At 61.5% G+C, this 11,183-nt stretch carries 8 protein-coding genes and 1 rRNA gene; 7 read left to right on the top strand and 2 right to left on the bottom strand.

All coding sequences use genetic code 11. The annotated features are described in order from the left end of the window. Positions 1–156: 156 nt before the first annotated feature. Positions 157–1,434, bottom strand: a complete 1,278-nt coding sequence (locus ACXRVY_RS08765) for a flavohemoglobin expression-modulating QEGLA motif protein (protein ID WP_223462566.1) — start codon at positions 1,432–1,434, stop codon at positions 157–159. Between the two features lie 87 nt (positions 1,435–1,521). After that, a complete protein-coding gene (locus tag ACXRVY_RS08760; RefSeq protein WP_223462565.1) occupies positions 1,522–3,648 on the bottom strand; it encodes a TonB-dependent receptor family protein in 2,127 nt (708 codons plus the stop codon). 336 nt (positions 3,649–3,984) lie between these two features. Between ACXRVY_RS08760 and ACXRVY_RS08755 the strand changes: the two genes are divergently transcribed. From ACXRVY_RS08755 to ACXRVY_RS08725, 7 genes are all read left to right on the top strand, one after another. Then, positions 3,985–4,557: a hypothetical protein gene (locus tag ACXRVY_RS08755; RefSeq protein ID WP_223462564.1), complete on the top strand. Its 573-nt coding sequence runs from the start codon at positions 3,985–3,987 to the stop codon at positions 4,555–4,557. Positions 4,558–4,921: 364 nt separating this feature from the next. After that, positions 4,922–5,551, top strand: coding sequence for a hypothetical protein (locus tag ACXRVY_RS08750; protein ID WP_458237257.1), 630 nt, complete (start codon positions 4,922–4,924; stop codon positions 5,549–5,551). A gap of 131 nt (positions 5,552–5,682) precedes the next feature. Then, positions 5,683–6,525: a DUF6502 family protein gene (locus ACXRVY_RS08745; RefSeq protein WP_223464009.1), complete on the top strand. Its 843-nt coding sequence runs from the start codon at positions 5,683–5,685 to the stop codon at positions 6,523–6,525. Beyond that, positions 6,522–8,063 (top strand): DUF5666 domain-containing protein, encoded by a 1,542-nt coding sequence (locus ACXRVY_RS08740; RefSeq protein WP_223464008.1) that lies wholly within the window; start codon positions 6,522–6,524, stop codon positions 8,061–8,063. The genes ACXRVY_RS08745 and ACXRVY_RS08740 overlap by 4 nt, the downstream gene beginning before the upstream one ends. Positions 8,064–8,165: 102 nt before the next feature. Next, entirely contained in the window at positions 8,166–8,915 is a 750-nt protein-coding gene (locus ACXRVY_RS08735; protein ID WP_223464007.1) for a hypothetical protein, read from the top strand. Between the two features lie 452 nt (positions 8,916–9,367). After that, positions 9,368–10,042: a hypothetical protein gene (locus ACXRVY_RS08730; RefSeq protein WP_458237256.1), complete on the top strand. Its 675-nt coding sequence runs from the start codon at positions 9,368–9,370 to the stop codon at positions 10,040–10,042. Positions 10,043–11,049: 1,007 nt separating this feature from the next. Next, positions 11,050–11,183 (top strand): 16S ribosomal RNA (locus tag ACXRVY_RS08725); the annotation flags it as partial.

Here is an 11,183-nt window from a genome sequence, read left to right as displayed (position 1 = left end):
CTATGTGGTCAGGCAGGCTTGAAATGAATGAGTCGCTGCCGCAGAGGTGAAAGCTGACTTTGCAAGCCACAGAGCCCAGCTTCGATGCCGCTTTCTAATGGTAGCAGCTCATTCGAACGACCCAGGTTGTCTTTAAAACGGCGTCAACCTGATCGATCACTGGGCGCTGGCATCGCTTTCGTGTTCTTCGGCGAATGCCATGAACACCTCCAGGTCCAGCACATCCAGCTTGATCTGGGCGATGAACGCCGAGAAGGCCAGATTGGCCGCGAGCAATCGCAGATCAGAGGCCCAGGCCGGAAGGTAGGTCGGTCCCTTGAGCCAACCGGACTCGAACAGTGGCGCCAGGCGCACGGTGTCAGCCAGGCTGAGGCGCCCGGCAAACAAATGCCCCACCAGTTCCGGCCGGTTATCGCGGATTGCAATGCGCAGCAGGGTGTGGACGCCGAGTAGCCCGGTCAGGTAGGCGGCATCCTTGGTGAACGCCGAACCGCCCCGCAGGTCGGCGCCGCGGAACACCCGTTGGGTGGAGCGGAAGGATTCCTCCTGCGACTGCCCGGCCGCCAGAAAGCCTTCGAACACCTGGATGAAGTCGGCACCCTCCAGCGCCTGCTGGACGGCGAGCACGCGCAGGGCCAGACGACGCAAACGATTGATGTCCATGCTGCCGGTGAACAGTTCGGCCAGGGTGGCAATGCCTTCCTGGGTCTGGGTCGTGCGCGGTGCGCCCAGGCCCAGGCTTGTGAGGTTGGGCTGTCGCGCACCGTTTTGTGCCGTGGCGACATGCACGAAGGCCTCGTGTTGCAACAGTTGGTTCTTGTCCAGCTCCGAGAACAGCGCACTGGCCCGCAGGCGGATGCGGCTAGATCCGGCGATGGCCTTGGCGGCCAGGTTCGGATCGAGTACGACCGTGATCTGTCCGACGCCGAAGAAACGGTCCAGTTCCGGTTGAATCCAGGCGGCGAACGCCTTGGCCGGGATTTCGGCCGGGCAGGGTGGAATCCGCGCGCTACCCAGCAGGGCGTCAGTAGTCTTGAGAAAGAAACGGGCCGCGTCGAGCATGCTCAGTTGCAGGCGTTTGTAATAGAAATCCGGGCGCCGATACAGTGCAGACGAATAGTGCGTAAACGCAGGAGTACCAATTGCCCCCAGCATGTGTCCGGCCGTGGCATAGCTACGGGCGGTCATGGCGAGGAAATTCCCGGCCGGATGCCCGACATCGCAGCGGCTGATAAAGGTTTCCAGAGCGGCGATGTCGGCGCTGTGCTCGCGGGGCTGCAGCTTGACATCGGGTAACTGAGCACGCCCGCTGCGCCATTTCGCCAGGAAGTCTTCCTCGACGCCATCGGGCCAGGACAAGGCATCCAGCACGCGGATCTTGCGGGTCAGGTCGGGCAGGGCGGCATCGAGTTCGGACAGGGCGGCGGCGCTCATGGATAGCTCCTTGAGGGACGAAGTGACGTTACTAAAGCTTAGTCGTCGCGCTCGGTTGCGTGTGTTTGCGAAGACAGGCAAGCGTCCTCAGAGCAGGCTCCACGACACCCCGAGGTACATCGCCATGCCCTCGCCGGGGGTGGAGCGTGCCGCGTCCAGGCCTTTGTCGTCGTAGCCCGGCGTGACCGTGGCGGCATAGTGCTTGTCGGTCAGGTTGCGCAGGTCCAGCCAGGTCTGCCAGTCGCCCTTGGGCGCGTTGTAGCCCAGTGTCGCGCCGAAGATTGCGTAGGGATCGGCGTAGTAGCTGTTGGCGTAATCGACCGCCACCGTGGACACCCATTGTGTGTTGACCGCGGCGAAAAAGCCTTGTGGCCAGTCGTAACGCAGTTCGCCCTGGTAATAGTGCATCGGCAGGCCCGGCAGGCGGTTGTCGCCGAAGCGGTCATCGTCGCGGTAGTGGAAGTCACTGAAGGTGTAGCCCTGGCGCAGACTCAATTGTCCGCCATCGTCCGGCGACCAAAGAGGGCTCAGCAGGCTGGCTTCCACGCCCTGGTGCACGGTGGGGCTGGCGTTGAGTTCGTAGGGGGTGGTGGCGTTGGCATCCGGCAATACCGACAGCAACTCGTGGCGCACTTGGGCGTAGTACCAGGCCAGGCTCCACTGCCCCAGCGTGCTGTCACCGCGGCCGCCGATTTCCAGGGTGGTGGCGGTCTGGTTTTGCAGCTTGACCGGATCACGCTGGGCGCCTGTGGCGGGGCCGCTGCCTGCCGGGAACCGAATGTTGGAGCTATAGATCAGCGACCACGGGTGCGGTGCCTCGACCGAGCGACTGAGATTGCCGAACAGTTGCAGGTCAGGTGTCAGTTGATAGCGCAGGCCCACGCGCGGGGCATAGTCCCAGTCGTGCAGGCTGGTCTTGCCACCACTTTGCGGGTAGGTGACATCGCTTTCACGGCGGGTGTAGATGGCAGCGAGGCCGGTGGTCAGCCACAGGTCGTCGGCGATTTCCAGGTCATTGCCCACATGCAGGACGCTGTCCGAACCCTGGTAGGTGAAGTTGCGAATCAGCGTGCCCGGTGCATAACCGGCGGTGTTGCCGGTGGGGATGCGCACGAATTCGCTGGCACCCGAGTTGGGCAGGTGTCTGGTCACTCGCAGGCCCAGCGTGCTTTGGCTTTGCAGGCCCCATAGCGAGTCGCGACGCTTGTAGTCGAAGGTGCCGCTGACGTCCGTGTACGCCACCTTCAGGCGGTTGGGACCCTCACGCAAATCCATTGGGTAGTCGTGGTAGACAAGACCGGTCTGGATGCTCGAATCGTCATCGATGTACCAGGTGGTCTTGTTGCCGATAAAGGTGCTGCCCGGTTCGTCGCGGCGGTCGTCCCGCGCCACGTAGGCCGGGTTGGCCGTCCGTGGGTCGTGCTCGATGGAGTGCTTGGTCACGCGTCCCGCGAGGTCGTTGTCGGTCTGGCGGTGGCGCAGGTAGAAGCGTGTTTCCAGGTTGGGGTTGAAGCGATAACCGAAGTTGGCGATGACACCCTGGCTCTCACTGGCCGTATGGTCCTGGTAGCCGTCGGCGTTGGCGTCGGTCATGGCCACGTAGTAATCGAAGGCACCCAACACCTGGCCGGAGCTGACCTGGCGTTGACGATAACCGTGGCTGCCCGTCGCGTAGCGTACCTGCAACTTCGGCGCGTCGTAGCCGGTATGGCTGACGTAATCGATGGCCCCGCCCAAGGCCAGGGCGCCGCGGTCGAAACCGTTGGCGCCACGCAGCACTTCCACATGGTCGAGCCAGAGCGGCTCCAGCAGCTCATAGGGCGTGCCGCCAGGGCCGGTCAGCGGCAGACTGTCGAGCATGGTGTACAGCCCCGAGGCATGGGCGCCCGGTGCACGGTTGATACCCGATCCACGGATCGAGATCTTCACCCCTTCGTTGCCCGCCGACTGGGCGTAGATCCCCGGCTGGTAAGCCAGCACATCCTGATTGCTGGCCACGCGGCCCTGCAACGGGCGGCGCATGTCGACCACATTGGTGCCACCGGGCACCTGGGCCAGCCGCGCCCTGGCGTCCTCGATCCCCTGGTCTTCATCGCTCTGGTCCTCAGCCCCGATCAGCACTTGTCCCAGCTCCAGGCTCTGGGCCTCGGCCATGGCCGGACAAACAAGGGCCAGGCCCAGCAGCGCGGCGGGCAAGTATTCAGGCGAGGGCATGGGGGGAAACTCCAGACGTACAGGAACGGGCAAAGAACAGTGCGACGCAAGAAAGAACGAAGGGAGCACATGGCAATTTTGCTTTTTGCACGCCAAGGGTTGGGCGGCCGCGATTCAACGCTACAACGGTTTACTGCATTCCGACGATGAGGGGGATGCGGCATTCATCCGCCACAGGAACGACCGTCTCCAAATACGACGAAAGTCGTATGGAGGTCTGTTTCGGCACATGTTAGTAGACGTTTATCTTGAAAGCGCAATTGCTAATTTGTATCATTCGTTTTCAATCCAGCGAAGCAGGGAACGCAGCGCCCAAACAATAAAAAGGTCAAGGCAATGCTCAAAATGCTTCTCGTATACGGTCATCTGCTCGCTACGTGTATTGCCCTGGGGAGGGTGTTGCAGGCGGATCACAAGCTTTGGAGTTGGCGCAAGGAAATACTGGACCAGGCGCGGCTCGAGTACCTTGATGAAACCCGGAAGATCGTCAGCCTCGCACTGCTGGGCCTTTGGGCAAGCGGATTGTTGCTGGTGCTCCAGGGTTACCTCAATGAAGGCGACGCGTATCTGCTCAATCAGAAACTCTGGGCCAAGGTGACTGTCGTCGCGCTGCTTAGCCTGAACGGTGCATTGTTGCATCGAGTTGGTTTCCCGCTTCTGCAAAAGGCTCCATTCGTCGCACTGCGCACTGCAGGGCGCACGCGGCTTGCCTTGTTGGGTGCGCTTTCCATGAGCGGTTGGCTATTCGCCGCATTCCTGGGGGTGGCTCGAGCCTGGAATCACGTGTTGCCTTATCTGCATGTGATGGGCGTATTCGCGGCATTCTCGTCACTGGCTTGTTGCGTGGCACTTGCAGTCGCCGGTAGGGCGGGCAGTGTCGGTGCGCAAAAATCCTCGGTACCGGGGTAGCTATCAACTGACCGAGGGAAGCCCGCTCCCTGAAGTGGCGGGCTTCAGCGAATCCGGTGTCGCCTGAGCCGCTGTCACCTTTCGGTGATTACCCGTGGTAGAGGCCGCTCGAACACTCGTCCTTTTTTCATGACCCATAGGCGGTTTCCCGACAGTTCGATCGCTTTCACAAAGCCGTCGGTCGGCTTTCTCCTGCGCGGGTTGACCCGGAGCCAGAAAGGGCTAACTTAGATTGCGTGGGAAAAAATCCCACGCGAAAAATTCAAGAGAGATTGTAAGTTTACGGGTTACTCCCATGCCGCTCCCGGATCGCAGCGCGAATTGCGTTGGCACTGCTCGCGGTAAATCACCAGGAGAATGCACGATGAACACTTACCTGCTTTTCAAGAGAGGCCTACTGGCGCTGRCAATCGGTGGCGTCCTCTCGGCTTCCGTCGTTTTGGTTCCAGACTCCGTTTCCCATGAATCGAGTGCCTATGCCAAGGATGGTGGTGGCGGTGGCGGTGGCGGTGGCGGCGGTGGTGGTAGCGGTGGCGGCGGCGGTAGTGGCGGCGGACATGGCGGCAACAGTGGGAGCGGTGGCAGTGGAGGCCACGGCGGCAACAGTGGAAGCGGTGGCAGTGGTGGCCACGGCGGTAACAGTGGGAGCGGCGGAAACAGTGGTCACAGCGGCAGCGATCATGGGAACGGGAATTCAGGCCATGCCGGTTCTGGAGGCTCGAACTCCGGTCGCGGTGGTACCCATGCAGAAGCGGGTGACGACCACGGCGCCCACGTCGGCGGTGAGCCGGGTGACGACCACGGCGTCCACGTTGGCGGTGAGCCGGGTGACGACCACGGCGTCCACGTCGGCGGCGAGCCCGGAGACGACCACGGCGTCCACGTCGGCGGCGAGCCCGGAGACGACCGCGGCGTCCATGTCGGCRGCGAGCCGGGTGACGACAGCGGCAATCATGATGGTGGCGAACCCGGCGACGACAACAGCCGGATCTGAAGCGGCCTGATGACCTCATACAAGACCCTGAAGACCGGTTTTGTATGAGGCACGGCAAAAAAAAGCGCCTGTCTTCATGGGATTATTTCCCACGTAGCTATACTGGGGTTAACTGACCAGGAATGCGCTGAATGCAATCGTCTACCTTGCCCACCTCGCTCCTCAAAGCCTTGCGACATGTCATGCGGCCGCTGGTACGCCTGATGCTGCGCAAAGGAGTCACCTACCTGGTGTTTGCCGACCTGCTCAAGGAGGTTTTCGTCGAGGTGGCGGACCGAGAGTTCCGTCTGGGCGACAAGGCACCGACCGACAGCCGCATCAGCCTGCTCACCGGCGTGCACCGCAAGGATGTACGGCGCTTGCGCAACACCAGCGACCCCGCTTCTTCCACGCTTCCGGAAAACATCACTTTCGGTGCGCAACTGGTCAACGCCTGGGCCAGGGCGCCGTTCTGCAACGACGCCGGCCAGCCACTGCCATTGCCTCGATTGGCCAGTGCCGGCGGCGACCGCTCCTTTGACGCCCTGGTGGCGAAGGTCAGCACGGATATCCGGGCGCGAGTGGTGCTGGACGAGTGGCTGCGCCTGGGCGTCGTGCGCCTTGACGAACAAGATCTCGTGCACCTCGAAGCCCAGGCCTTCGTGCCGCAAAAGGGCTTCGATGAGAAAACCGCTTACCTGGGGCACAACCTGCACGATCATGCCAGCGCCGCGGTACACAACCTGAGCGGCGAAGGTCCGGCCTTTTTTGAACGCAGCGTCCACTATGACGCGCTGACCCCAGCGAGCGTCGAGGCGTTGCGCGAGGCCGTTGCCAGCGAGGGGATGCAGGCCCTGTTGAGTTTCAACCGACTCGCCGCCGATCTGGAATTCCGCGACCTGCCCAGTCTTGAGTCGCGTCAGCGCATCACGGTCGGCCTGTACTTCTACACTGAAGTTTCAGATCCCAATTCATCAACGGCCCCTAAGCCATGACCGTCAACTTGCGCCTGATTCGTGCAATCGCCCTTGCTCTGGGCCTCGGGCTTCCGATTGTGTTGCAGGCCGCCCCGACCTGTGTCAGCCAGAATGACGCGGGCACAAGTGAAGTTCCGGTCATCCAGGCTCCGGGTGGCACCGGCGGTACGGGTGTGGCGCCTGGTGGCATGGGCGGTACCGGCATCAGCACCGACAACGGCGGGGTGGGTGGTACAGGCGCACCGCTGAAAAAGCGCCCTGGCGGGATTGGCGGCACCGGTGCCGTTGCAGGCGGCGTGGGTGGCACGGGCATTGGCAGTGAAAGCGACAACGGCGGGATCGGTGGCACCGGCATTGTCGGCACTATCACCGGGTTTGCCTCGATCTGCGTCAATGGCGTGGAAGTGCACTTCAGCAATAACGTTCCTGTCAACGAGAACGGCATTGCCACCACCAGTACCCAGCTGGCAGTCGGCCAAGTGGTTGCCGTGGAAGCGTTCAATTCCAAGCGAGGTCTGGAGGCCGGGCGCATTTCTATCCTGCACGTCTACGAAGGCCCTTTGACGGCCCTGCCGAGAGATTCCATGCCCATGCGTGTCATGGGGCAGCCGGTACGCCTGGCCGGCGGTGCTCAAGTCGCTGCTGGTCTGCGCCCGGGCGATCCGGTACGGGTCAGCGGGCTGCGCGATGCTCGTGGCGAAGTGGTGGCCAGCCGCATCGACCGGGCACCCGGCCTCAAGGAGGCCAGTGCCATCGGACCGGTGGATCGCAGCGGCTATCTCCACGGGCTCAAACTCGGCAATAACCCAAGCCCGGCGCAGGAAGTGCTGGTACGCGGCCAGTGGTCCGGCCGCGAACTGGACGTGACCCAAAGCCGTCCCGACCCGAGCCTGCCCTTCATTGGCCGGGTACACCATGCGGTGATCGAGGGCCTGGTACAAGGCCGACAGGACCGCCATTTGGTGGTGGGTGGTTTTAATGTGACGCTGGCGCGCGACACCGTGTTTGTTGGTGTGCAGCCTTCAGAACTGGCGCTGGATCGACGCGTGCGGGTCATCGGCGTGTTCAGCGGCGCGCGGGATGTGCAGGCAACGCGTATCGAATTGTCTCGCGAGCGCTCCGATTCGCCAGCCAGCAACCAACACGGACGACTCCGAACCCGCGAGCAAGGCACGGACGACTCAAGTGGCTCGAGCAACTCGAGCGGCTCCGATAGTTCCGGCAACTCCGGCAACTCCGGCAACTCCGGCAGTGACAGGAGTGGCGGCTCCGAGAGCGAAGGCAGTGTCATCGACGATACTCGCCACGGGGGCAATGACAGTCGTGGCAGCGGCGACAGGACGGAAAGCGTGGACAGGTCCGGCAAGTCAGAGCGTGTCGAGAAGGTCGAGCGACCCGACAAAGTGGATAAAGTCGAAAAGGTCGAGCGTCCGGATAAAGTCGAGAAAGTTGAACGTCCAGAAAAAGTCGAGAAGGTAGAGAAAGTCGAAAGGGTCGAGAAAATCGAGAAGGTTGAGCCGGTTGAAAAAATCGATCACTCTGGCAGGCCGGGTTAAACAGTGCAGTCATGATGCACTTTCGTCATAAGTAACTAGGCTAGGTAAGTCACGCAACAAAGCATGCGTGTGAACTTCGATGACGGAACACACGAGGTGAACATGGACCCCAAGCGCATCCTGCTTGTTGGTTTGCTCGCCAGCCTGGCCTTGCCAGCCTTGGCCGATACCTTCACGACCTCAATCGGAACCGACTACTCTCGGGGCGACTATGGCACCGGTACTACTTCCGAAACCTGGTACGTCCCACTGGTGGGCAAATACGAAACCGGTCCCATGACCTACAAGCTCACTGTGCCCTGGCTGCGCATCACCAATCCTTCGGTCGGCCCTGACGGCGAGCCGTTGCCCGGCGGCTGCGGCAAAGTGGTAAGCGGTTTGGGCGATACCGTCGCCGGTGCCGACTATGCCGTGCTTGACGGCAGCGTTGACGGGTTGTTCGTGGACCTGATCGGCAAGGTCAAGTTGCCTACAGCCGACGAAGACAAGTGCCTGGGCACAGGCAAAACCGACTATTCCGCCCAGGTCGACGTCGCCAAGGCCTTCGGCCCTGTGACCGGGTTCGCCACTCTGGGCTGGAAAAAATTCGGCGACCCGTCGGGCTCCGACTTCGACGACCCGATATTCGCCGGCCTGGGCTTCGCCATACCCGTGTTCGCACGTACCTCGGCGGGCGCGTCCTACGACTGGCGGCAGAAGGTCGTTTCCACGGGCGACCAAATCAAGGAGCTCACCCTGTTCCTCACGCACAAGCTCAATCAGAACTGGAAGTTCCAGTTGTATGCCGTCAAGGGGTTTTCCGACGCGAGCCCGGATGGCGAGGCTGGACTGGTGTTCAGCCACACCTACTGATACCCGCCTGTTTCCCTGCACTGATGCGTTTCACCGCTTTGACCCAGGTTGGGTCCAGGCGCGACGGTGCGTGTCGAAAAGCCAGTCAGGCCAGCCAAGCTCAGGTCCTGATGTTCGGTCGTTGACACTCAGGCTGACAGCACTAATCTAATAGGTGTGGGAATATTTCCCACGCAACGATGCCGGCTGGCTCTGAGGGATCGTGCGAATACCGCAGTTGCTCGTGATTGCTGCAGATTTATGGCCGTGCCGGTTGGCTGGCCGCTCCAGTGGGCGGCCGGGAACTCACTGGACATTGCGTTCGATACGGAGATGACGGCGCAACTCCAAGCGGAGGTGCATCATGGTACTCAAGAAGTGTTTGTTGGCTCTGGCAATTGGCGGGGTCCTGTCGGCATCGACTGTCCTGGTGCCTGATTACATCAGTAGTTTCTCCACCGTGCATGCCAAAGATGGCGGTAGCGGTGGAGGTGGAGGTGGAGGCGGCCACGGTGGTGGCGGCAGCGGAGGCAGCGGCGGAGGCGGCGGTGGTCACGGTGGTGGCGGCAACGGTGGCGGTGGCGGCGGCTCTGGTGGCTCCGGCGGAGGTGGTGGTCACGGTGGCGGCGGTGGTTCCGGCAGTGGAGGCTCCGGAGGCGGTGGCCACGGTGGTGACGGCGGAGGCGGTAGCGGTGGTAGCGGCCATGGAGATGGCGGCGGTCATGGTGCTGCTGGCCATGGCGGCCCGGGCCGCGGCGACGCTGATCATGGCGGAATGGCCGGGAATAGAGGCCCGGGCAATGCGCGTGACAACGACGATGACCATGGTGGAATGGCCGGGAATAGAGGCCCGGGCAAAGCGCGTGACAACGACGATGACCATGGTGGCATGGTCGGGAACAGAGGCCCTGGCAAAGCGCATGCCAACGACGATGACGACGATGCGGATAACGCCGCAGATGCAGCCAGGGAAGCCGCAGAAGACGCCAATGACGCAGCCAGGGAAGCGGCAGAAGAACCCGGTGAAGCAGCCAGGGAAGCCGCAGAAGACGCCAATGACGCTGCCAGGGAAGCCGCAGAAGACGCCGCAGATGCAGCCAGGGAAGCTGCAGAAGATAGGGGCGCTGCCAGGATCGACGCAGATGTAGCCAGGGATGCTGCCAGAGCCGAGGCGGATGCGGCCCGAGACGCTGCGAGAGCTGAGGCTGATGCAGCCCGAGACGCTGCCAGAGCCGCTGGCGTACCGAAAGCAGATGCAGATGCAGCCCGGGACGCCGCCAAGGCAAAAGCAGATGCAGCCAGAGATGCTGCCAGGGCTGCCGCAGATGCGGCCAGGAACGCTGCCAAAGTAGAGGCGAGGGAGGCCAGAGAGGATATGGCCGACGCCCCTGATGCCCCGGATGTCGATGTGGCTGAGGTACAGAACTAAGCCCGCACGTTCGGCAATGAACATGGCAGGCATACCCGAAGAAAACGTCCCGGGAGCTTGAGGGACGTATCGACTATGAGTCGCAAACCCTGAATAGTCGCGGGGTTTGCGACTTCTTTTTGAAATCTGCCGCACGGTCCGAAATACCGACGAGGATGTCGGCAGAGGGGGGGGGCTGAGCAGGACGGGTGTGGCGCTGTCATTGAATGTGGTGGCCTGGAACCGTGCCATCGCTGGGAGTGGGCGATGGGTGGCGTCCACGAAATAAGGGGTGCTTCAGTGACGACGTGGTCCGGGCTCTCTGCTGCCCCAATGCTTTATATAGGCGCTGGGGGTTTTCATGGTGGCAACCCGGGTGCCTTGGTAAGGAAGAAGWATTTTCAGGCGGGGGGGTTGACCACGTATTTTAATACTGTACTATTCGCCTCCCGCTAACGAGCAGCTTGATGTTGTTCTTGGCTTAAGTAGTTGATTTTRTTGAAAAATCAGAARCTTTTAAGGTTGCAARTTGAAAAGATGCGCTGTAAGATGCGCACCTCGGTTGAGACGAAAGATCTTRACCAACCGCTCTTTAACAACTGAATCAAGCAATTCGTGTGGGTGCTTGTGGGGTCAGRCTGCTAGTCAACAGATTATCAGCATCACAAGTTACTCCGCGAGAAATCAAAGATGTAACCAACGATTGCTGAGCCAAGTTTAGGGTTTTCTCAAAACCCAAAGATGTTTGAACTGAAGAGTTTGATCATGGCTCAGATTGAACGCTGGCGGCAGGCCTAACACATGCAAGTCGAGCGGATGACAGGAGCTTGCTCCTGAATTCAGCGGCGGACGGGTGAGTAATGCCTAGGAATCTGCCTGGT

This window comes from Pseudomonas sp. P5_A2_2 (genome assembly GCF_054177685.1).
The sequence above is the reverse complement of the archived record's forward strand: the minus strand, read 5'-3'. Positions and strand labels throughout refer to the sequence as shown.

Excerpts from the sequence above, each read along its gene's own strand:
- ACXRVY_RS08760 (WP_223462565.1), bottom strand. The coding sequence starts at position 3,648 with ATGCCCTCGCCTGAATACTTGCCCGCCGCGCTGCTGGGCCTGGCCCTT.
- ACXRVY_RS08740 (WP_223464008.1), top strand. The coding sequence starts at position 6,522 with ATGACCGTCAACTTGCGCCTGATTCGTGCAATCGCCCTTGCTCTGGGC.
- ACXRVY_RS08765 (WP_223462566.1), bottom strand. The coding sequence starts at position 1,434 with ATGAGCGCCGCCGCCCTGTCCGAACTCGATGCCGCCCTGCCCGACCTG.
- ACXRVY_RS08755 (WP_223462564.1), top strand. The coding sequence starts at position 3,985 with ATGCTCAAAATGCTTCTCGTATACGGTCATCTGCTCGCTACGTGTATT.
- ACXRVY_RS08745 (WP_223464009.1), top strand. The coding sequence starts at position 5,683 with ATGCAATCGTCTACCTTGCCCACCTCGCTCCTCAAAGCCTTGCGACAT.
- ACXRVY_RS08735 (WP_223464007.1), top strand. The coding sequence starts at position 8,166 with ATGGACCCCAAGCGCATCCTGCTTGTTGGTTTGCTCGCCAGCCTGGCC.
- ACXRVY_RS08730 (WP_458237256.1), top strand. The coding sequence starts at position 9,368 with ATGGCGGTAGCGGTGGAGGTGGAGGTGGAGGCGGCCACGGTGGTGGCG.